We start from the raw sequence: 20,662 nt of genomic DNA on the forward strand, positions 1-20,662 counted from the left end.
GATATGCATGATCTCATGGACTATGGGGACAAGAAGTTAAGGAAACAATAGCACGACGGCGCCCCGATCCCACGATCCCCACCCGACCCCAAGGGAGCCCGTTATGAGTGACTTCACGATCGCCACCCCGCTCGCCGAACCGCTCTCGGACCGGTTGTACAATGACGATCTCGCTCCCCTGGCACGGTTCGGGACGGACGCGGCAATCGGCCGCACCCAGAACTGGACCTGGTACAATATTTTCGCGTTCTGGATGGCCGATGTCCACAGCGTCGGTGGCTACGTCTTCGCGGCGAGCCTGTTCGCTTCCGGCCTGACCGGCTGGGAAGTGCTGATCAGCCTGCTCGCGGGCATTTCCATCGTGCAGGTTTTCGCCAATCTGCTCGGCAAGATGGGCCAGCAGGCCGGGGTGCCGTATGCCGTGGTCGCGCGGGTCTCGTTCGGCGTGTTCGGTGCCAATATCGCTGCCGTCATCCGCGGGCTGATCGCCGTGGTCTGGTACGGGATCCAGACCTACCTCGCCTCCGGCGCGCTCAACATCCTGATCCTCAAATTCATCCCCGCCAGCTCTGTCCTCGAAAAAACCTCGTTCCTCGGCCTGTCCGAACTCGGCTGGATCAGCTTTCTGGTGGTCTGGGCGTTGCAGGCCGTCGTGTTCTGGCAGGGGATGGAGAGCATCAAGCGCTTCATCGACTGGGCGGGTCCGGCGGTCTATGCCGTGATGCTCGCCCTCGCCGCATGGATCGTGGTCCGCGCCGGGATCGATCACATCAGCTTCAACCTGTCATCCACCGCCCTGCACGGCCCTGCGGTGCTCTGGCAGATGGTTTTGGCGATCGCCCTCGTGGCCGGATATTTCGCCGGCCCCACCCTCAACTTCGCCGATTTCGCCCGCTACTGCCGGACCAATGCGGATGTCCGCAAAGGCAATTTCTGGGGCCTTCCGGTCAACTTCCTGCTGTTCTCGATCGTCACGGTCGTGGTCGTCTCCGGCACCATCCCGGTGTTCGGCCACATGATCACCGATCCGGTCACGACCGTCGGCAAGATCGGCAACACCACGGCCGCCCTGCTCGGCGCGTTCACCTTCGTCACCGCCACGGTCGGCATCAACATCGTGGCCAACTTCGTCTCGCCCGCCTTCGATTTCTCGAACTGCGCCCCGCACCGGATCAGCTTCCGGATGGGCGGCATGATCGCCGCGATCGGCTCGGTGTTCCTGATGCCGTGGAACCTGTTCAACAACCCCGCCGCGATCCACTACACGGTCGACCTCCTCGCCGCTGCGATCGGGCCGCTCTACGGCATCATCCTTGCCGATTTCTATCTGGTGAAAGCCCAGAAAATCAACGTCCCCGCCTTGTTCAGCGACCGGCCCGGCGACCCTTACTGGTATGCCAACGGCTTCAATCCGGCGGCGGTCAAAAGCGTGATCGTCGCGAGCCTGATTGCCATCGCCACCGGTTTCATCCCCGGCGAACTCAAAACCTTCTCGCTGTTCATCGGCGGCATTATCGCGGCTTCCCTCTACGTCGCCCTGTCACGCCGCGCCGCCGCCTGATCGATCATCCGGCGGGCGGGTCCCGCCGGGTCTTTCCACACCAAACCTGAGGTCTTCATGAAACGCATGGTTTTCGCCGCGCGCCTGCTCGGCTGCGCCTCCGTCCTCGTGCCCGCCGCCGCGCAGGCTGCCCTCGCCCCGCCCGCACCGATCGCGCTCGACGGTGGCCCCCTCGGCCCGATCGAAATCAACATCGGCGCGGATGGTTTCGGCTACGCCATGGACAACGTGTTGGCGGCGGTGAGAATCCGCGCATAAACGGCGCGGGATAGTTACCATAGTGAATTGACTTAATGAGTGCGGGGCAGTTTGACACGGTGTGGGAGAGTTGGCGGAGGAGGCAGTGGCAGTGGGTAGCTGTCCCTCTGCTCTGAGGCTGCTGCCGTGCTCGCAGCCGTCAAGGACGCTTCGCGCCGCGCAAGAGCGCGGTGGCCTTCGGCCATCCTTGACCGCCGCTGCGCGCGACAGCGTCGGAATTCGCAGGTCGGGACGACAGGATGGCCGTGCTGATCGAACTACAGGATTGGTGTTGTATCAGTGGCGCTGGCGCTTTCAGGGTGGGCGTCGCGCGCCGGTGTCGTTTTGATCAATCCTGGCAATCCGGCTCGGGCGACGTTGAGGCCGGAGACCTGTCAAGCGCACGAAAGGTGAAACGGAGCGACCGCAACGATGACAGAGGTGATGTCCTGGGGGAGTACTGCTGGTCCAGGGCTTTCGCGAAGCCCCGGCGATTGCCAATCCACGCGAAAGCGCGGTTTCCGGTTGCTTAGCAGGACCATGATCCGTCACGCGGACCGCCCGAGCGCGGTAATGGCGATTTCTCGCCGCATGCATGACACGTCCTCGCGGGGTTGCCTGATAACGTCGGCGAGCTTCTCTTTGCCGTTCACGACGAGCTTCCCGGGCGCAAGTTCGCATGCAGTAGATCTGACCTCGGTCGCACTGTGGGCAGACAAGCACTTGGCACAGACAGCGACTGCAAACGAACATTCTGCAGATTATTCCATCAACGCCTGCGGCCGAGCATGACCTGCTGACGCAATTCACACTGTCTTTGGTCATCTGGTCCAACAACTGCTCACTTCCCCAGCTGATTCAAATCCTCGAACGTTCTGCGTTTCCTGACGGACCTCGTACCCGGCCGATCTGGTTCTCGTGTGATTTAGGCGCCGGGTCCAGGTTGCCGTAAAGGCCGGTCAGTGCCGTCCATTTAAATGGACTCGGCAGCTACGCGCCGTTTATGCGCGGATTCTCACCGCCGCCAACACAACGCCGCCCCCGGCGACAAAAGCAGCGGCTTTCAGTTGCAGAACGCCCTGATCGGCGTCAGCACCACCACGGGCATTCTGCGCGCCACGGTGCGCGTGGGCGCCTATTCCGGCCTCGTGCTCGGCTATCCCCCCGGTTCCGCCACCCCCGGCGGCCAGAACTACCTGCCGTTCAGCGGCCTCTATGCTGGCTACCTCTCGCTGGTGTTCAACAGCCACCTCACCATATCGGCCGGGCAACTCGGCACGCCCGAAGGCTTCGAATCCGCTCAGGATTGGAACAATTACAGCATCTACCACAGCGAAATCGCTTTCGTGGAACCTGCCCAGTCCCGCGGCGTCAACGCCTCGGGCTCCTACGGCGCGTTCAACGGGGTGGTCCAGCTCGATGACGGATATTACACCAGACGCCTGAACTACCTCCAATGGCTGGTCACCTACGTCGCCTCTCCCACCCTGAGCGTGACCCTCAACGGCGCCAGCCACCTCGGCACCACCGGACCCGATGTCACCGGGATCGGCAACCTGCTCTACAACAACTCCTCGCTCTACGGCGGCTGGGTCACCTACACGGGCGGCAATTTCACCGTGACCCCCGAAATCCAGTATGAATACACCGGCCCGATCCACCGTTACGCCCCACAGGCGGAACTGGCAGGGGCCGCCGCCAACTTCACCTCCGCCGTCTTCGCCGATTACGCGTTCGGCAAATCGCCATACTCGCTCGGCGGCTTCATCGAATACGCCACCGAAACACCCGCCCATCGCGACGGCAACGCCGGCGACTATTTCGGCTACGGCCCCGGAACCAACCTGTGGGGCACCGCGATCACCCCGACCTGGCAATTCAAGAACCTGTTCGCCCGCACCGATCTCGCATTCGTCCATATCAACAAAGGCACCGGCGGCATTACAACACAGGTTTCAGCGATTGCCGAGGTGGGGATACTTTACTGATTTGGACGAAGTCAGATTAAAGAAAGCACTTCTTTTTTTGTAAAAAAAGAAGCAAAAAAAACTTTCTATAATTGGGCTATAGCTGTCGAAAACGCAGTTGCGTCAATTCGTGGAAGTTTTTTGCTTCTTTTTTACAAAAAAGAAGCGCTTCCTTCCTCACGCAAACGAAGCCGCCTCGAACCCGTTGGCCACACGCCCGCTCGGCTCGATCAGGTCATACGGGCCGCGCGGGATGAAGCGCCCGGTGCCGGGTTCCGCGGTGACCACGCCGTCGCGCATCACCACGACGCCGCGCCGCAGGGTCATTACCGGCATACCGGTCACGGCGCGGCCCTCGTAGGGGGTATAGTCGATCGCGTGCTGCATCGCTGCGTTGGTAATGATCGAGCGGCGCCCGGCATCCCACAAAACGACGTCGGCATCAGCACCCGGTTCCAGCCGTCCTTTACCGGTCAGGCCGAACAGCCGGGCCGGGTTGGTCGCGGTCACGCGCACGAACTCCGATGCGGTGATCCGGCCGGTGGCCACGCCTTCGCTGAACATCAGCATCATCCGCGCGCCCACGCCGGGCACGCCGTTGGGGATATCGCGGAACGACGCCTCGGCGCCCGCGATCCGTTTGCCGCGGGTTCCCTCGAACCCGTAACCGCTGTGATCGGAGGAGACCACGTCGATAGTGCCGCGCCGGATCTGCGCCCACAGACCCTCGGCGGCATCGGCACCGCGCGGGGCCGGGCTGCACATGAATTTCGCACCCTCGAATCCCGGACGATCCATGTCGCTTTCGGTGAGGGTGAGATATTGCGGGCAGGTTTCCGCCCAGACCTTGACGCCGCGCGCCTGGGCCCGGGCGATTTCCTCGGCGACTTCGCTGCACGAGACATGAAAAATCTGGATCGGCTGGTCAACCAGTTCGGCGAGGGCGATGGCGCGGTAGGTCGCCTCGCGCTCGACCATCACGGGCCGCGACCAGGCATGATATTTCGGCGCGGTCAGGCCCGCCGCAAGCAGCGCCTCGGTCATCCACCCGATCGCCGCGTAATTCTCGCAATGAACCGTCACCAACGCGCCATGGCGCCGCGCCGCCGCCAGAATGCGCAGGAACCCGCGATCGTCCACGTGCAGCGGATCGTAGGTGAGAAACACTTTGAGGCTGCGAATCCCCTCGGCGACCAGGGCGGGAATTTCATCGCGGATCACCTCGTCGGTCGGGTCGGTGATGATCTGGTGGAAGCTGTAATCCATCATCGCGTGCGCGGCGCGGGCGCGATAGTCCGCCAGACTCGGGCCGATCGGGCGTCCCTTGAACTGGGCGGAGAAAGTGATCGCGGTCGTCGTGCCGCCGACGAAGGCCGAGGTGCTGGCCGTGACGAAACTCTCTTCATCCGTCGTGCCATCGCTCCGCAACTGCTCGACATGGCAATGGGTATCGACCCCGCCCGGCATCACCAGCAGGCCCGAAGCATCGATCGTGGCAACCCCGCGCAAGCCGGTGCCGACTGCTGCGATCATCCCTGCGTCGATGCCGATATCGCCACGAAACTGCCCGTCTCCGGTCACCACCGTGCCGCCGGCAATCACAAGCTCATAGTCACTCATAGCCCCGCCTCACCTTCAAAAAACGTCTTTGCTTCTTTGCTGCAAAAAAGAAGCCCTGGTCTTCCCTATGTCGTCCAGTTCCGCGCAAACTCGGTATGCAGCGACAATCCGCCGCACACATATAATGTCTGGCCGGTGACGTAGCTGGCATCGTCCGATGCCAGAAACGCGGCCACGGCAGCGATTTCCGCGGCTTCGGCGGCGCGGCCCATCGGAATATGGCTTTCAACGGCGTGGCGGCGTTCGGCATCGTCGGTCCAGGAGGCGTTCATCGGCGTGATGGTCGCCCCCGGTGCCACCGCATTGACCCGGATGCCGCGCCCCGCGAATTCGAGCGCCAGGGTGCGGGTGATGTTGCCGATCGCGCCTTTGCTGGCCGAGTAGGCGAGAAATCCCGGTTTCGGCACGGTCTGGTGCACGCTGCTGATATTCACGATCGTCCCACGGCGATGTTCGGCCATATGGGCGAGCACGCGGGCGGACAGGTGCGCGACGGCGGTGAGATTGACCGCGATGACCCGGGCGAAGCGCTCCGGATCGAACTGCTCGCTTGATTGCTCGTATTGGATGCCGGCGTTGTTGACCAGAGTATCGAGCCGCCCGGTCAGCGCGATCGCCCGCGCCACCACCGCGTCCATCGCCGCGTGATCGGTGACATCGGCGGGCTCCGCCGCATGCGCCCCTTCCGGATTGATCGCCCGCAGCGCGGCGAGCACGGCGGCGGCATCCCCATCATCCGGGAGGTGGGTGATGGTCACACCCGCTCCCTCCGCCGCGAACCGTTCGGCGATGGCGCGCCCGATACCGGTGGCGCCACCGGTGACGAGGGCGCGTTGGCCGGCAAGGCGGCGGGATGCGGGGTTCGGGGCCATGAAGGTTCACCTCGGTCGGATCGCGAAGGGCCCTGCTTTATTCGAGCCGCGCCGTGTGCTGTCAAATCGGCGGCGGGCTCGCCTTCATCCGCTCCATCGCGAAGCGCGACGAGACGTTTCGTAACGGAATCGCCGCTCATCCGCCAGGCGCCGACGATTTCCGGCATGGCGGCAGGCAGAGCGGGATTTCATACGCCCGCCTGTCCCGCTATGTTTTGCCCAGGAGATGACATGATCCCGATTGCGCTCGATCCTCGTTTTGCCCGTCTCGCGGTTGCCGGTAACGGCCCTCTGGCGCTGCGCCGGTTTCGCGCCCTGCGGGCTGCCGGAGCCGCCGATGCGCTGCTGTTCTCCGATGCGCCGGATGACGAGGCCGTTGTTGAAGCCGGTACCGCGTTGCGCCGCGCCATGCCCGGACCCGATGATCTCGCCGTCCTGCACGTGCTGTGGATCGTGGATCTGCCGCGCGACCGCGCCGAGGCGCTGGCTGCTGCAGCGCGCGCGCGGCACCTGCTGGTCAATGTCGAGGATGTTCCGCCACTGTGCGATTTCCATTCGGTGGCCGAAGTGCGGCGCGGCGACCTGCTGCTGACCATTTCCACCAATGGCCGCGCCCCCGGCCTCGCGGGGGTGATCCGGCGGAATCTCGAATTGCGCTACGGGCCGGAATGGGCCGGGCGCGTCGCCGAGATCGGCGCGCTCCGGGAAGGCTGGCGGCGCGAGGGGGTCACGATGCCGGAAGCCGCCAAACGCATCGCGACCCTCGCCTCCGAGCGGAACTGGCTGTGCGACCGGGTCTGCGATTTCACCACACCACAATCCCAAAGCTGACCCGATGCCCCGCACCGCCCCGCCTGCCCGAACGGCGGCGTCCGGCCCCGATCTGGCAAACCCTCATGCGCCCCTCGTTTGACGGGTGAGCCCGAACCCCGCGATCAGAGCGTGCAGTTGGAGGCGATCGCGTCGGCTGAAATCTGCGCGGCGGCGCGCTTGACCTCGGGGGCCAGCACCGCGAGGCGGGCGCCATCCATCCTCATCGCCGGGGCGGTGACGCTGAGGCTCGCGAACGGGTAGTTGTTGCGGTCGACAATCGGCGCGGCGACGCAGATAATGCCCACCTCGTGCTCCTCGCGGTCGAAAGCGAGGCCCTGGCCGCGAATTTCATCGAAGGCCGCGCGCAGCAGATGGCGCGAGGTGATGGTATGGGGCGTGTGACCGGTCAGCGGAATCGCATCGATGATCGCATCGCGTTCGGGCTGCGGCAGATGCGCGAGGATCGCCTTGCCGACCCCGGTGCAGTGCAATGGCCCCCGCCGGCCGACCGAGGAAAACAGACGCAGGGTTTTCTGGCTCTCGCGCTTGTCGATGTAAATGATTTCATGCCCGTCGCGCACCGCCAGATGCACCGTCTCGTCCGTGCTGCGCCATAGCGTATCGACATGGCGCGACGCGACTGCCTTGAGGTCGATCGATTCCCACGCCCGGTACGCGAGTTCGAGCAGCCCGAGCGCGGGGCGATAGGTGCGATCCGGCGCGGTGCGGATCAGCCCGGCGGTGATCAGTTCCTGAAGCAACCGGTGCAGGCTGGCTTTGGGCAGGCCGGTCCGTTCCAGCAGGACCGAAAAATTGCTGGGCGGTTCGCTCACGCTGACCGCGCGCAACAGAGCGAAGGCCTTGGCAATGCTGGTCGGCAGGTCGGAGATCGGCGTGGTCATCGGCGCAGAGTACGGAGCGGCCACCCTTTGTCAATTCGGAAACCGGTTCCGAACTATGAAAATATCCACCCTTTCGATCGCGGCAGCGGCCCGATATAACCGGTCCATGGATGAACTGGTCGATCAGTTGCGGGCGATTCTCGGGCATGGCGGCGTGCTCGACGCGGCTGGCGATATTGCGCCTTATGGCACGGATTGGCGCGGCCTGTTCGATCATCGCCCCCGTGCCGTGGTCCGGCCCGCCGACACCGCCGGGGTCGCTGCCGCCGTGCGCCTCTGCGCTGCATCGGGGGTCGCCATCGTGCCGCAGGGCGGCAACACCTCGATGGTGGGAGGCGCGGTGCCCGGCACGGCAGGCAGCCAGATCGTGCTGTCGCTCGCCCGGATGAATGCGATCCGCACGATCGATCGTTCCGGTCTGACGCTGGAGATCGAAGCGGGGGTCACGCTTCGCGCCGCGCAACTCGCGGCGGAAGCGGCAGGCGCATTCCTGCCGCTCTCGATCAGTGCCGAAGGCTCGGCCCAGATCGGCGGCGTGATCTCGACCAATGCGGGGGGCAACAACACGCTCCGGTTCGGCAACACCCGCGACCTCGTATTGGGGCTGGAGGTGGTGCTGCCGGACGGGCGGATCTGGAACGGGCTGCGCCGCCTGCGCAAGGACAATACCGGCTACGCGCTCCGCCATCTGTTCGCCGGCGCGGAAGGCACCCTCGGCATCATCACCGCCGCCGTCCTGCGGCTGGCCCCGATGCCGCGCAGCCGGATCGCCTGTTTCTGCGGCCTGCCGAGCATCGGGGCCGTGCTCGACCTGTATCGCCGCCTTCGCGACGAAGACGAAGCCGCGCTCTACGCTTTCGAATATATTTCCGGCACTGCGCTCGACCTCGCCTTGCGCCATCTTCCAGGCGCACGGCTGCCGCTCGAACGGGCCGCCGCGCATTATGTCCTGGTCGAACTCGCCACCACCCGCCGCGCCGGCGATCTCGGCGCCACGCTCGAAACCGTTCTCGGCGAAGCGCTCGACGCCGGGAGCCTCGATGATGCCGCGATCGCGAACTCCGAAGCCCAGCGCCTCGCCTTCTGGTCGCTGCGCGAGCACATGGCGGACGCCCAGAAACGTGCGGGGGCTTCGATCAAGAACGATGTTTCGGTGCCGGTCGCGGCGGTCCCTGCCCTGCTCGCGCGTGCCGCCGACATGCTGGCGCAGCACTACCCCGGCGCCCGCATGGCCGCATTCGGCCATATCGGCGACGGCAACATCCATCTCAACGTCATCCAGCCCGAAGGTGCCGACCCTGCCCGGTTCGAGGCGCAGGGGGATGAGTTGATGGAACGCGTCAACACCATCATCGCGGATCTCGGCGGCAGTTTTTCCGCCGAGCATGGCATCGGCCTGCTCAAGCGCCATGCCTTCGCCACCTGGCGCGGCGAGGTGGAACGCGATGTGATGCTGCGGATCAAAGCCGCCATCGATCCCGCCGCGATCATGAACCCGGGCAAGATCTTCGAACCATAGTGGCTACGTTCAGGCGGTGATGAAAGCGGCCTCCGTCACGCGCCCGGCCGCATCGAAGCGGCAGCTTGCCCGCTGATGCCCGCCCGACCGGAGCGACAGCACATCGACGACATCGAACCGCATGACCGCAACGGTGAAGTGAATGATCGCCGCCGCTTCCGCGAGGCGATCCGCCCGATCCGCCGCCACTGCCGCGCCGGGCACGGCGGCAGTGCGATAAATCTCCCGTCCGGACGGGCCCAGATTTTGCCACGCGGCCTCGGCGACCGCGTCCCCGGTGTGCAGCGCCACGAGCCCTTCGGCCCGGATCTGCAGGCGATCCACCGCGGCATAAGCCAGCATCGCTGCGCGCGGATCGGCCGCGAGTTCGGCGCATTTCGCCGAGCGCCGATCGGTATGGAACCTGATTTCGCCCGGTGCGCAGTCACGCAGCACCACCGATCGTGCGCGCGGCAACCCCGAGGGGGCGACGCTCGACAGCCCGATGACATGGAACGGGCTCCGCCGGTCGGTCACCCCGGTTTCGAGGCGGCGCAACGCATGTTCGATGAAGACGGCGGGATCGGTCGGAGCGGCGGGCAGGTCCATGCCGACCGACATGGTCGGCCTGCCCGATCCGGCAACCCTGCCTCACGCAAAACGGGCAGGGAATGACCCTGCCCGTCTGCGCGTAGTCAACCGGCGCCGAAGCGGATCGTCAGTCCGCGGCGTAAAGCTCCGGCTCGCCGGCGAGAATGGTCGCCTTCGCTTCCTCGGGATCGAGAATGCCCGAATTGGTTGCGATCAACAGGATGACGATGCTGAACACGATCAGAATGATCGAGGCCGTCACCTGTCCCAGCACGCCGGAGCCGCCGGTGAGAGCCTTCGGCCCCAGCGCGGTTATCAGCCAGAGCCCGAAAAAGTAAGGTGCGAGCCACCATGCACCGCGCCAGTGCAGGTTGGCGATCCCGACCCCGGCGGCGGCCTCGTAAACAAGATAGACCACGGTGAAGGCCAGGATGAGTTCGAACAGGAAGGTATCGGTCGCGGTCCCGCTCCAGAAGATGATGAAGTTCGAGATAATGAAGGCGAGCGAGCCGATGATGTTGCCCCCCGCGAGTAGATAGGGGCGTTTGTAACGCGACGGCGGCATGGTCTTGCGCAACGTCATCATCACCACCGGTCCGGTGCCGTAGGACAGCACCGTGGCCGAGGAAATGAACGTCACGATCCCCTGCCACGAGGGAAACGGCACCAGGAACAGCAGGCCGACCAGAAAGGTCACCGCCACCCCCACGATCGGTACGCCCGCCACGGAGAGTTTGGCAAAAGTGTCACCGCCGATCAGCCCTTCCTTGCCGGTGGCGTAGAGCACCCGCGAGGTCGTGGTGAAATAGATGATGCCGGTGCCCGAAGGCGAGATGAACGCATCGATGTAGAGCAGCACGGCGAGCCACCCCATGCCGATCAGCGAGGCGAGCTCGGCGAACGGCCCGAACGCGCCCTTGAAGTTCACATGGCCCCAGCCCTTGGCGATATCGGACGGGTTGAGCGCCCCGATGAACGAGACCTGCAGGCCGACATAAATGACCAGCCCGATCATCACCGACCCGATGATCGCGATCGGCAGGTTGCGTTTCGGATTGCTGGATTCCCCCGCGAGTTCCACCGCCTGGCGAAACCCGAGATACGAGAACACGATGCCCGAGGTGGCCACCGCCGAGAAAATGCCCGAGGCGCCGGCCGGCGCAAAACCCTGCGCACTGAAATTGGAGCTGTGGAAGCCGAACAGCAGGAACACAAGGATGGTCAGGACCGGAATCGCCAGTTTCCACCAGGTCAGCGCGCTGTTGATCGCCAGCACGGTCTTGATCGCCAGCATGTTCACCACGGCAAAAATCGCAAGCAGTGCCGCTGATACGATGAAGCCTGTGGTCGTCAGCACCCCGGCCTTGTCCACCAGACCGCTGATATAGTTGCTGGCATAGGTGATCACCGCGGAGGCTTCCGCCGGTGCCACCGAGGCATAGCCGAGAAACACGACGAAACTCAAAATCGTCGCCATCAGACTGCCGTGGGAGAGTTTGGGAAACGCGATCACCGCGCCCGCACGCGGAAACGCGGTGGCGAGTTCGGCGTACACGAAGGACAGCAGCAACACGGCGACGCCGCCGATCATCCAGGCGATGATCGCGGAAGGTCCGGCGATTTTTGCCGCCGTGAGCGGCCCGAGCAGCCACCCCGACCCGATGATCCCGCCGAGGCTGGCAAACAACAGCCCGATCACGCCGGCATCGCGTTTCAATTTGATTCCAGCACCTTCAGCCATCAACAAGACCCCTGTATTTGTTTATCCCTCGACGTTAACGCATTTTTAATCCCGATGGAAAGATAATAAATGACAGCCATGTGAGCGAAGGTCTTTACGAATCGTATCATTTTGGTTTTGCAACGTAATGGTCGATCCGCTTGTTTCCATCCGGGGCGCGGACCATCTGCACGACGCGCCATTTCCGGCCCAGCAGATCGAGGACCTCACTCATGGATGAAGACGAAGTCAAAGGCACCGCCAAGGATATCGGCGGCAAAATCAAGGACGGTATCGGCGGCCTGACCGGCGATGAATCGCTCCAGGCCGAAGGCAAGACCGACCAGCTCGCCGGCAAAGCCCAGAAGCTCTACGGCTCGGCGAAAGACGCGGTCAGCGACGCCGCAGAGTCAGCCAAGGAAGCCGTGGGCAACGCAGCCGGAGCGGCGAGCGAGGCTTTCAGCCAACCCAAATCGCATTATCAGCCGACCGGTAACTCCTACGTCGACGAATCGATGCTCGGTCGCACCACCGCAATGGTCAAGGAACAGCCGATCCTCGCTCTGCTCGGCACCGCGCTCGTCGGCTACGCGACGGCCTACCTGCTCCATGGCCGCAGCCGCCGCTGAACCTCGAACGGTGGGGCGCGGTCCGGCAGCACGATCAGCAGGATCGAGGCCAGCAAAACCGCCAACCCCACCGCATCCGAGCCGGTGAACGCCTCGCCGAGCACCGCGACGCCCGCAAGCGTCGCGGTTGCCGGCAGCAGCGCGGTGAACGCCCCGGCCACTCCGGCTTTCACCGTCTTCATGCCGTGATACCACAGCAGCAGCGCCAACAGGCTCGCGGTCAGGCTGTGCACCACCAGCAGGCCGACCACTGCGAACGTCAAGCGCGCCTCGGGAAACTGCCCGAGCGCGATCGGCAGGCAGAGCACGGCGCTTGCCGCCTGCATCCAGAATGTCGCCTGCATGATCGGCAACGATCCCGCCGCGCGCCGCGCCAGCAGCGCATACACCGCCTCGCCGCACACCGCCCCGAACACCAGACCATCGCCGGTCAGGCTGAACCCGCCACCCCCATGCGCGAGGGCGGCGATCCCGAGCGCCGCCAGTCCCACCGCCAGCCATTGGCGCGGCATCAACCGTTCGCCGAGCCCGATTGCCGCACCAAGCGCGATCACGCTCGGCAAGGTCGCCAGCACCAGCCCCGCCTGCACGGCACCGGTACGCTGCAGTCCGGCCAATAACAGAATGTTATAGGCCAGCGTGCCGAACGCCGCCTGAAGCATAAGATTGCCGAGCACGCGGCGCGGCGGCAGGCGGCGCACCCGCGCGAACGGCGCGATCAGCACCGCCGCCAGCCCCGAGCGCAGGAACAGGATCACGAAAATAGGCAGATGTTCCGCAAGGATTTTGAGAATGACCACATTCGCGCCCACCATCGCCATCGAGGCGGCGAGCGCGGCGTAGGCCGCGATCATGCCTCGGATCGATACGGGGATTGTTCACCGAGCATGGCCATCTCATCGACGATGGCCGGGCGTTCCGCCTCCAGAAAATCACCGACCGCATCGCGCAGGCCGGGATGCGCCAGCCAGTGCGCCGAATAGGTCCGGCTCGGCAGGTAGCCGCGCTGGATCTTGTGCTGCCCTTGCGCACCCGCCTCGACCCGCGCTAGCCCCAGCCCGATCGCGAACTCGATCGCCTGATAATAGCAGAGTTCGAAATGCAGGAACGGCACATCCTCGGTCGCGCCCCAGTTGCGGCCATAGAGCGCATCGGCGCCAAGCAGGTTGAGTGCCCCCGCAATCGGCTTGCCGCCACGGAACGCCATCACCACCACCACCGCATCCCCCAGCCGCTGCCCGAGCAAGGCGAAAAAACTCTCGGTGAGATAAGCCCCGCCCCATTTCCGGTCCACGGTGGAGAGATAGAACCGATGGAACGCCGCCCACTCGCGCCGGCCCATCTCGCTGCCGCGCAGCGCGCGGATTTCGAGCCCCTCCTGCGCCTCGCGCCGCTCGCGGCGGATCGCCTTGCGCTTGCGCGATGACAGCGCGGCGAGAAACCCCTCGAAATCGGCATAGCCCCGATTATGCCAGTGATATTGCACGCCCATCCGCTGCAGCCACCCCGCCCGGCCCAGCGCGTGCCACTCCGCCTCGGTGCAGAATGTCGCGTGGACCGAGGAGCATTTGAGTTCCGCCATCGCGACCTTGAGCGCATCGCCCAGCGTGGCGACATCCAGCCCCGGCGCGGTGAGCAGGCGCGGCCCCGGCACCGGGCTGAACGGCGCCGCGACCTGCAATTTGGGATAATACCGCCCGCCCGCCCGCTCCAGCGCATTGGCCCAGGCATGGTCGAACACATACTCGCCGTAGGAATGCGCCTTGGCATAGGTCGGGGCCGCCGCAACCACCCGGCCCGCGCCGTCGCGCAGCACCGCATGATACGGATACCATCCGCTCCGGCCGCCGACCGACCCGCTATCCTCCATCGCCGCCAGAAACCCGTGGCTGACGAACGGATTGCCCCCGCCGGCAAGCGAATCCCAGTCCGCCGCCGCGACATCGTGGATGCTCTGGTGCAGCGTCATCGTCAGGTCGCGCTCGGTGCCGTCCATCCTCCCAATATGCAGCGACCACGGGCTCTGCATAGCGGCTTGGCAAAAAATAGTGTCCGCACGGATTTCCTGAAATTTTCAATCGTTCGCGGTGGGCGGGATAACTCAATCGATCAGGCGTTGCGCCACGCCCCGGTGCGCTGCAAAACATGCCGCAAGGAGTACCAGCATGGCCGACCACACCGCCCCGATCGCGCACGACACCGCCGAACACCGCCTCGCCGATTACCGGCCTCCGGCGTTCCTGGTCGATACCGTCGATCTGATCTTCGACCTCGATCCGGCTGCCACGCGCGTCCGCGCCACCATCGCCCTCCGCCGCAATCCCGCTCATGGCGACCCCGCCGCCCCGCTGGTGCTCGACGGCGAGGACCTCACGCTGGAGAGCGTCGCGATCGACGGCGAACCCTGCCCCGAGGCCCAACTCACCATCGCGGATCACATGCTCACGCTCACCGGCGTGCCGGATGATTTCACCCTCGACACCACCGTGACCATCGCACCCGATCGCAACACCGAGCTCTCCGGCCTCTACGTGTCGGGCGGCGATTTCTTCACCCAGTGCGAGGCCGAAGGCTTCCGCCGCATCACCTTCTTCCCCGACCGCCCGGACGTGATGGCCCGCTACAGCGCCACATTGATCGCCGATGCCGCGCGCTACCCGGTCCTGCTCTCCAACGGCAATCCGGTCGATCGCGGCACCAATCCGGATGGGCGGCACTGGGTCAAATGGGTCGATCCCCACCCGAAACCCTCCTATCTGTTCGCCCTCGTCGCGGGCGACCTCGAATCGGTGCACGACACCTTCACCACCGCCTCCGGCCGCACGGTCGCCCTCGGCATCTATGTCCGGCGCGGCGATGAAGACCGCGTCGCCCACGCGATGGAGTGCCTGAAACGTTCAATGCGCTGGGACGAGACCGCTTTCGGCCTCGAATACGACCTCGACATCTTCAACATCGCCGCCGTTTCCGATTTCAACATGGGGGCGATGGAAAACAAGGGCCTCAACATCTTCAACACCTCCCTCGTTCTCGCCCGCCCCGATACCGCGACCGATTCCGACTACCAGCGGATCGACCGCGTCATCGCCCATGAATATTTCCATAACTGGACCGGCGACCGCATCACCTGCCGCGACTGGTTCCAGCTCTCGCTCAAGGAGGGCCTCACCGTCTTCCGCGATCAGGAATACGGGGCCGACACCACCGAAGCGAGCCTGTCGCGGATCGATGACGTCAAGATGCTCCGCTTCCGCCAGTTCCCCGAGGATGCCGGCCCGCTCGCCCACCCGGTCCGTCCGCCCGCCTATCGCAAGATCGACAATTTCTACACCGCGACCGTCTATGAAAAAGGTGCCGAAGTCGTCCGGATGATCCGCACCATCATCGGGCGCGAGGCCTTCCGCCGCGGGATCGACATCTATTTCGAACGCCACGACAACACCGCCGCGACGATCGAGGATTTCGTCGCCGCGATGCATGCGGCCTCAGGCTTCGACTTCACCGGTTTCATGCGCTGGTACGACCAGTCCGGCACCCCGAACCTGTCCTTTGAGGGACGCTACGACGCCGCAGCGCGCCAATACCACCTGACCCTCCGCCAGAGCCTGCCGCCCACCACCAACCAGCCCGCCAGCACCCCCTTCGTCATCCCGGTCGCCATGGGCCTGCTCGGCCCGAACGGCGATGAAACCCCGACCCGCCTGCACGGCGAAGCCGAACCCGTCATGGGCACGAGGCTCCTGATGCTCGACGCCGCCGAAGCCCGCTTCACCTTCACGGATGTCGCCGCAGAACCCACGCCCTCGCTCCTGCGCGGTTTTTCCGCCCCGGTCCGCCTCACCGGCTACAGCCGCGCCCAGCTCGCCACCCTCGCCGCCCACGACACCGACGGGTTCAACCGCTGGGAGGCCGGGCACGAACACGCCACGCAGATCCTGCTCGATGCCATCGCCGGAGAACAGCGCGGCGAGAGCTTCACCCTCGATTCCGGCCTGCGCGAGGCGATGAGCGCCGCCCTCGGCCTCGCCGACACCAACCCCGCCCTCGCCGCCCGGATGCTGACCTTGCCCAGCGCCGAAGACCTCGCCGCCCGGATGGCCATCGTCGATCCCGATGCGATCCACGCGGTCCAGACCGCAACCCGCGCCGCGATCGGCCAGGCCATGATCGAACGCTTCCGCGCCACCTACGCCCGGACCGGCACGACCGGCAGCTTCAGCACCGACCCCGCCAGCGTCGGGCGCCGCGCGCTGCACAACATCACCCTCGCCTACCTGATGGCCGCCGATCCCGCCACCGGCATCACCCTCGCCCTCGAACAAACCCGCGCCGCCCCCACCATGACCGAGGTTCTCGCCGCCCTTGCCTTGCTCGCGGATACCGCAACCCCCGAACGCGACGATGCCCTGGCCGCCTTCCACGCCAAATGGCGCGACGACGCTCTGGTCACCGATAAATGGTTCCGCATCCAGGCCTTGTCGACCGCGCCGGACGCGATCGAACGCATCGAAGCCCTCAGCCACCACCAGGATTTCGACCTCAAAAACCCCAACCGCGTCCGCGCTCTGGTCGGCGCCTTCGGCATGGCCAATCCCCTGCGCTTCCACGCCGCCAACGGCGCAGGCTACGATTTCGTCGCCCGCATGATCCTCGCGATCGATCAGGTCAACCGCCAGATCGCCGCCCGCACCGTCGAAGTCTTCGCTGGCTGGCAACGCTACGACCCTGCCCGTCAGGACAAGATGCGTGCCGCCCTGGACCGGATTCTGGCTGCGAACACACTCTCGCCCAACGCCCGCGAAATGGCGACACGCGCACGCCATGGGTAAGGCAAATCTGAGAATTTAAAAGTAAACAAGGACTTCTTTTTTGTAAAAAAGAAGCAAAAAACTTTTGTTGGTTTGGGTCTGGGGTGTTTTCAGCAGTGAAAGCCCAGAAGATCAGAAGTTTTTTTGCTTCTTTTTTTACAAAAAAAGAAGTGCTTCCTTCCTCACCGCGCCGTCATGCACGAAGACGCCCCGAACACGCAGAACTGCGCGCAATACGGATGATCGAGCCGCACCGGCCGCATCGCCTCGGCCAGCGTGCGCCCCAATGAAAACCGCTCCTCTTCGGGCAACAAAGTGCAGGCCACGATCGTCGCCGCCGTCTCGCCCCGCCGCTGCACCGCCATGCGCGCGGTCCGGCACATTGCATCCGCGCCGTGCGCCCGCAGCGCCCGCCACGCGGCGGCGCTCACCCCCGGCACACTATGATCGCGGCTCATCTCTGCGAACAGAACCAATTGCGCCGGGTCGACGGCCTCGATCGCAAATCCTTCCCGCGCAAACAAAGCGGCAAACCCTTCCCGAGTGGTCAGTTCATCCTCGACCGCCGGATCGAACCGCGCCGCCACCGAGGGCTTGAACCCCGCTTCAACGAGCGCGCGCACACCCGCGATGGCCGGCGCCCACGCCCCCTTGCCGCGCAACGCCTCATGCCCCGACGCGGTGAAATGATCGAGCGATACCCGCACTTGCAACCGTGATCCGCACTCCTCACGCAAGGCGATCAGCGCGGCCATATGCCGCTGCATCGGTCGCATCGCATTGGTCAGCACCAGCACGTCGTAACCACCCGCCAGCGCCGACCCGATGATCGCCATGATCGCCGGGTTCATGAACGGCTCGCCCCCGGTCAGCCCGATCGTGCGCAATGCGGGATGATCGCGTCGTGCCTCGTCGAGCAGGGTCTGGAATGGGGCCAATCCGAAATAGGCCAGGCGGTCATTGGTCGGGCTGCTCTCGATGTAGCATCCCGCGCAGGTGAGGTTGCATAAGGTCCCGGTATTGACCCACAGCGTCTCCAGCGCATCGGGGGCCACTACGGCATCGGTCTCCGCCATCGCCGTATCCGGCACCGCCCCCGGCAGATCGACGCGATCGCTGCGCCGCGCCATCGCGGTCGCCGCGCGTTCGGGCAGCGGCAGGATGTCGAGGCTGGGCCAGATCCCGGTTTCGATCGCCGTGGCGTAATCATCCGGCAGCCCGGCCACGCGCATCGCCTCGGCGGCAGCGCGGTGATCATAGGCGAGCGGATAGGTCTCGATCCGCAACCCATCGCCCTGCGGCGTCAGCACCGAATACCAGCCGCGCGGCGTCCCATCATTCGCCGGCAGGCCGATCGCTCCGGCATTATGCCAGATCCGCCCGCCAATCCCGCGCGTGAACCCCAACCCGCAATGTCCCGCGATCACCCCATCCACCGGTGCCACGGCATCGAACTCCGCCGCGAACACCGCATCGGGATCGGAGGCGAAGATGAAGCGGTTGATCCGGCTCGGCGCGCCATGAACCACCGCGAAGCGCCGCCCTGCGATCAGCAGATCGACCCGTCGCGGCAGTTGCGCCATCCAGCGCCGCGCATCACCGTCGATCCGGGCGCGCGCGAACCCGAACCAGGCCGAAGCAGCGGTATCGCACGCCGATCCGGGCGCGAAGCCGCAGCCGCAATCCGGCGCATCAGCCGCGAGCTGCTCCTCGCAATTGCCCATCACCGTAACAACGCCCCGCGCCCGGATCAGCTCGACGCAGGCTTGGGGATCGGCCCCATAAGCAACCACATCGCCAGTGCAGATCATCCGCCCGGCCGGAATCCCGTGGTCCGCCGCAGCGGCGAACACCGCGCGCGTCGCCGGTAAATTGCTGTAGGGGCCGCCGAATAACAGCACCGGCCCATCCACCGCGTCCAGAACCGCGTCAGCCATTCTGCACGACGCCATCGATCAGCTCCAGCCCGAGCCCGCGTGCCTCGACCCCGCCGCCCCATCGCCAGATCAGGATCGCAATCGCCCCCAGCGTCCAGAACCCCGCCAGCATGATCAGGGCCGCCTGCATGCTGCGGGCTCCGACATACCCGACCAGAAACGGCGACATCGCCGCCCCGATCCGCCCGATCGCGACCGACGCGCCGATCCCGGTCGAGCGCAGCGGGGTCGGAAACAATTCGGAAAATGTCGGATAGGCCGCAATCCAGCTGCCGGTCGCCAGCAGATTGACCAGCGCGAACCCCACCATGATCGCCCCCGCGCCCAATCCGGTGATCGCGGCGAACCCGACCAGTCCCGCCGCCGTGGCGAGGTAGAATCCGGCCACGGTCACGCTCCGGCCCAACCGATCGAGCAGGAAGGCCGCCGCGAACCCGCCGATCAGCGCGCCCACGCTGCCGACCAGATAGAAGACCGGCAACCGGTCTGCCGGCAGATCGAGCGCCGGCAGCACCACGATCGGCAGAAACGCGAACAACCCGTAATACCCTGACGCTTCCGCGAAATCTAGCAACGCGCCGAGCGCAAGGCGGCCCGGATAATCGCGCACCAGCGTCGCGAACTGACCGGCCTCGCGCCGGACCCGATGATGCAAAGGTGCGACCATTGCCGGGCGGATATCGGTCAGCCCGGCCTCGATCCCCGCGATCACCGTCCGCGCTTCATCGCCCCGCCCCGCCGCGATCAGCCAGCGCGGGCTTTCCGGCAGATACCGCCGGAACCACGCCGCCGAGAGCGCGATCATCCCCCCGAGGCCGAACACCACCCGCCAGCCGATATCCGGCGGCAAAGCCGACAGCACCAGCCACGCCAGCACCGCCGCAGCGAAACTTCCCACCGGCCAGAAATTGAGCACGAGCGCCGAAGCCCGCCCCCGTGATTTGCGCGGCATCAATTCCGCGATCGCCGCATTGATGGCGGAATACTCCGCCCCAACCCCGATCCCCGCGATCAGCCGCAGCGCGATCAGGCTGGCGAAATCGGGCGCGAACGCGGTCGCCAGCGTTGCCACCCCGTAAAGCACGAGGCTCGCCAGAAACACCCGCCGCCGGCCAAACCGGTCGGAAAGCAGCCCGAACCCGCTCGCCCCCAGCATCAACCCGGCAAACCACGCCGCGAGGATGAACGACATCGCATAGGCGCCGAGCCCGAAATGCTGGCGCAGCGCCCCCAGCACATTGCCGATCAGCGTGACCTCGAACGCATCGAGCGCCCAGCCCAGCCCGAACAGCAGGACCACCACGGTATGAAACCGGTTCCATCGCAATTCGGACAGGGTTTCGAGCAGGTCCCGATCGGAGCGCGGATCGGATGGCGCAGCGTTCATGCGTGACGTCTCCTGAGCGCGAAACGATCCGACCTGCCGGATGGCAAAGCGGCTTCCCGACTGGTAGATGAAGGGATCGCGAATATATCATGTCACAATCGTTTTCAGGAAGGACCCGTC

16 protein-coding genes are annotated in these 20,662 nt (G+C 65.3%); 7 read left to right on the forward strand and 9 right to left on the reverse strand.

What is annotated here, in order from left to right; all coding sequences use genetic code 11:
* Positions 1-103 precede the first annotated feature (103 nt).
* From SIL87_RS16335 to SIL87_RS16345, 3 genes are all read left to right on the forward strand, one after another.
* On the forward strand, positions 104-1,561 hold the full coding sequence (locus SIL87_RS16335) for an NCS1 family nucleobase:cation symporter-1 (RefSeq protein ID WP_319615190.1): 1,458 nt from the start codon (positions 104-106) through the stop codon (positions 1,559-1,561).
* A gap of 57 nt (positions 1,562-1,618) precedes the next feature.
* Entirely contained in the window at positions 1,619-1,819 is a 201-nt protein-coding gene (locus SIL87_RS16340; protein ID WP_319615191.1) for a hypothetical protein, read from the forward strand.
* Positions 1,820-2,775: 956 nt separating this feature from the next.
* Positions 2,776-3,786 carry an outer membrane beta-barrel protein gene (locus SIL87_RS16345; protein WP_319615192.1) on the forward strand — a complete coding sequence of 337 codons (1,011 nt, stop codon included), beginning with the start codon at positions 2,776-2,778 and terminating at the stop codon, positions 3,784-3,786.
* 156 nt (positions 3,787-3,942) lie between these two features.
* Here the strand turns inward: SIL87_RS16345 and hydA are convergent, their stop codons facing one another.
* A complete protein-coding gene (gene hydA, locus SIL87_RS16350; RefSeq protein ID WP_319615193.1) occupies positions 3,943-5,385 on the reverse strand; it encodes a dihydropyrimidinase in 1,443 nt (480 codons plus the stop codon).
* Between the two features lie 65 nt (positions 5,386-5,450).
* Positions 5,451-6,257, reverse strand: a complete 807-nt coding sequence (locus SIL87_RS16355; RefSeq protein WP_319615194.1) for an SDR family NAD(P)-dependent oxidoreductase — start codon at positions 6,255-6,257, stop codon at positions 5,451-5,453.
* 231 nt (positions 6,258-6,488) lie between these two features.
* Between SIL87_RS16355 and SIL87_RS16360 the strand changes: the two genes are divergently transcribed.
* Positions 6,489-7,088, forward strand: coding sequence for a precorrin-2 dehydrogenase/sirohydrochlorin ferrochelatase family protein (locus SIL87_RS16360; protein ID WP_319615195.1), 600 nt, complete (start codon positions 6,489-6,491; stop codon positions 7,086-7,088).
* 104 nt (positions 7,089-7,192) lie between these two features.
* On the opposite strand, the gene SIL87_RS16365 is transcribed toward SIL87_RS16360, so the two are convergent.
* Positions 7,193-7,972: an IclR family transcriptional regulator gene (locus SIL87_RS16365; RefSeq protein ID WP_319615196.1), complete on the reverse strand. Its 780-nt coding sequence runs from the start codon at positions 7,970-7,972 to the stop codon at positions 7,193-7,195.
* A gap of 106 nt (positions 7,973-8,078) precedes the next feature.
* Here SIL87_RS16365 and SIL87_RS16370 point away from each other — a divergent pair, with 106 nt between their 5' ends.
* Positions 8,079-9,491, forward strand: coding sequence for an FAD-binding oxidoreductase (locus SIL87_RS16370; RefSeq protein ID WP_319615197.1), 1,413 nt, complete (start codon positions 8,079-8,081; stop codon positions 9,489-9,491).
* A 9-nt stretch (positions 9,492-9,500) separates the two neighbouring features.
* On the opposite strand, the gene SIL87_RS16375 is transcribed toward SIL87_RS16370, so the two are convergent.
* Both SIL87_RS16375 and SIL87_RS16380 read right to left on the reverse strand, forming a co-directional pair.
* Positions 9,501-10,091, reverse strand: a complete 591-nt coding sequence (locus tag SIL87_RS16375) for a pyridoxamine 5'-phosphate oxidase family protein (RefSeq protein ID WP_319615198.1) — start codon at positions 10,089-10,091, stop codon at positions 9,501-9,503.
* 97 nt (positions 10,092-10,188) lie between these two features.
* On the reverse strand, positions 10,189-11,802 hold the full coding sequence (locus tag SIL87_RS16380; RefSeq protein ID WP_319615200.1) for an APC family permease: 1,614 nt from the start codon (positions 11,800-11,802) through the stop codon (positions 10,189-10,191).
* A gap of 212 nt (positions 11,803-12,014) precedes the next feature.
* Here SIL87_RS16380 and SIL87_RS16385 point away from each other — a divergent pair, with 212 nt between their 5' ends.
* Entirely contained in the window at positions 12,015-12,410 is a 396-nt protein-coding gene (locus SIL87_RS16385) for a CsbD family protein (protein WP_319615201.1), read from the forward strand.
* Here the strand turns inward: SIL87_RS16385 and SIL87_RS16390 are convergent.
* Both SIL87_RS16390 and SIL87_RS16395 read right to left on the reverse strand, forming a co-directional pair.
* Positions 12,380-13,264: a DMT family transporter gene (locus tag SIL87_RS16390; protein ID WP_319615202.1), complete on the reverse strand. Its 885-nt coding sequence runs from the start codon at positions 13,262-13,264 to the stop codon at positions 12,380-12,382. The two genes, SIL87_RS16385 and SIL87_RS16390, sit on opposite strands and share 31 nt — an antisense overlap.
* Positions 13,261-14,406, reverse strand: a complete 1,146-nt coding sequence (locus SIL87_RS16395) for a GNAT family N-acetyltransferase (protein WP_319615203.1) — start codon at positions 14,404-14,406, stop codon at positions 13,261-13,263. Before SIL87_RS16395 ends, SIL87_RS16390 begins: the two co-directional genes overlap by 4 nt.
* Positions 14,407-14,575: 169 nt before the next feature.
* Here SIL87_RS16395 and pepN point away from each other — a divergent pair, with 169 nt between their 5' ends.
* The gene (pepN, locus tag SIL87_RS16400; protein ID WP_319615204.1) at positions 14,576-17,239 is read left to right on the forward strand and encodes an aminopeptidase N; all 2,664 of its coding nucleotides are present in this window, start codon (positions 14,576-14,578) and stop codon (positions 17,237-17,239) included.
* A 161-nt stretch (positions 17,240-17,400) separates the two neighbouring features.
* Here pepN and SIL87_RS16405 read toward each other — a convergent pair whose 3' ends face one another.
* Positions 17,401-19,155, reverse strand: a complete 1,755-nt coding sequence (locus tag SIL87_RS16405) for a radical SAM protein (RefSeq protein WP_319615205.1) — start codon at positions 19,153-19,155, stop codon at positions 17,401-17,403.
* Complete coding sequence (locus SIL87_RS16410; RefSeq protein ID WP_319615206.1) at positions 19,148-20,542, reverse strand: MFS transporter; 1,395 nt, start codon at positions 20,540-20,542, stop codon at positions 19,148-19,150. Before SIL87_RS16410 ends, SIL87_RS16405 begins: the two co-directional genes overlap by 8 nt.
* Positions 20,543-20,662 lie beyond the last annotated feature (120 nt).

The organism is Acidiphilium acidophilum (assembly GCF_033842475.1).
GTDB classification, from domain to species: domain Bacteria; phylum Pseudomonadota; class Alphaproteobacteria; order Acetobacterales; family Acetobacteraceae; genus Acidiphilium; species Acidiphilium acidophilum.

Bases quoted from the DNA above. Each gene is read 5' to 3' on its own strand.
- SIL87_RS16360 (WP_319615195.1), top strand. From the start codon at position 6,489: ATGATCCCGATTGCGCTCGATCCTCGTTTTGCCCGTCTCGCGGTTGCC.
- pepN (WP_319615204.1), top strand. From the start codon at position 14,576: ATGGCCGACCACACCGCCCCGATCGCGCACGACACCGCCGAACACCGC.
- SIL87_RS16385 (WP_319615201.1), top strand. From the start codon at position 12,015: ATGGATGAAGACGAAGTCAAAGGCACCGCCAAGGATATCGGCGGCAAA.
- SIL87_RS16345 (WP_319615192.1), top strand. From the start codon at position 2,776: ATGGACTCGGCAGCTACGCGCCGTTTATGCGCGGATTCTCACCGCCGC.
- SIL87_RS16365 (WP_319615196.1), bottom strand. From the start codon at position 7,972: ATGACCACGCCGATCTCCGACCTGCCGACCAGCATTGCCAAGGCCTTC.
- SIL87_RS16395 (WP_319615203.1), bottom strand. From the start codon at position 14,406: ATGGACGGCACCGAGCGCGACCTGACGATGACGCTGCACCAGAGCATC.
- SIL87_RS16405 (WP_319615205.1), bottom strand. From the start codon at position 19,155: ATGGCTGACGCGGTTCTGGACGCGGTGGATGGGCCGGTGCTGTTATTC.
- hydA (WP_319615193.1), bottom strand. From the start codon at position 5,385: ATGAGTGACTATGAGCTTGTGATTGCCGGCGGCACGGTGGTGACCGGA.
- SIL87_RS16340 (WP_319615191.1), top strand. From the start codon at position 1,619: ATGAAACGCATGGTTTTCGCCGCGCGCCTGCTCGGCTGCGCCTCCGTC.
- SIL87_RS16390 (WP_319615202.1), bottom strand. From the start codon at position 13,264: ATGATCGCGGCCTACGCCGCGCTCGCCGCCTCGATGGCGATGGTGGGC.
- SIL87_RS16410 (WP_319615206.1), bottom strand. From the start codon at position 20,542: ATGAACGCTGCGCCATCCGATCCGCGCTCCGATCGGGACCTGCTCGAA.
- SIL87_RS16380 (WP_319615200.1), bottom strand. From the start codon at position 11,802: ATGGCTGAAGGTGCTGGAATCAAATTGAAACGCGATGCCGGCGTGATC.
- SIL87_RS16375 (WP_319615198.1), bottom strand. From the start codon at position 10,091: ATGTCGGTCGGCATGGACCTGCCCGCCGCTCCGACCGATCCCGCCGTC.
- SIL87_RS16335 (WP_319615190.1), top strand. From the start codon at position 104: ATGAGTGACTTCACGATCGCCACCCCGCTCGCCGAACCGCTCTCGGAC.
- SIL87_RS16370 (WP_319615197.1), top strand. From the start codon at position 8,079: ATGGATGAACTGGTCGATCAGTTGCGGGCGATTCTCGGGCATGGCGGC.
- SIL87_RS16355 (WP_319615194.1), bottom strand. From the start codon at position 6,257: ATGGCCCCGAACCCCGCATCCCGCCGCCTTGCCGGCCAACGCGCCCTC.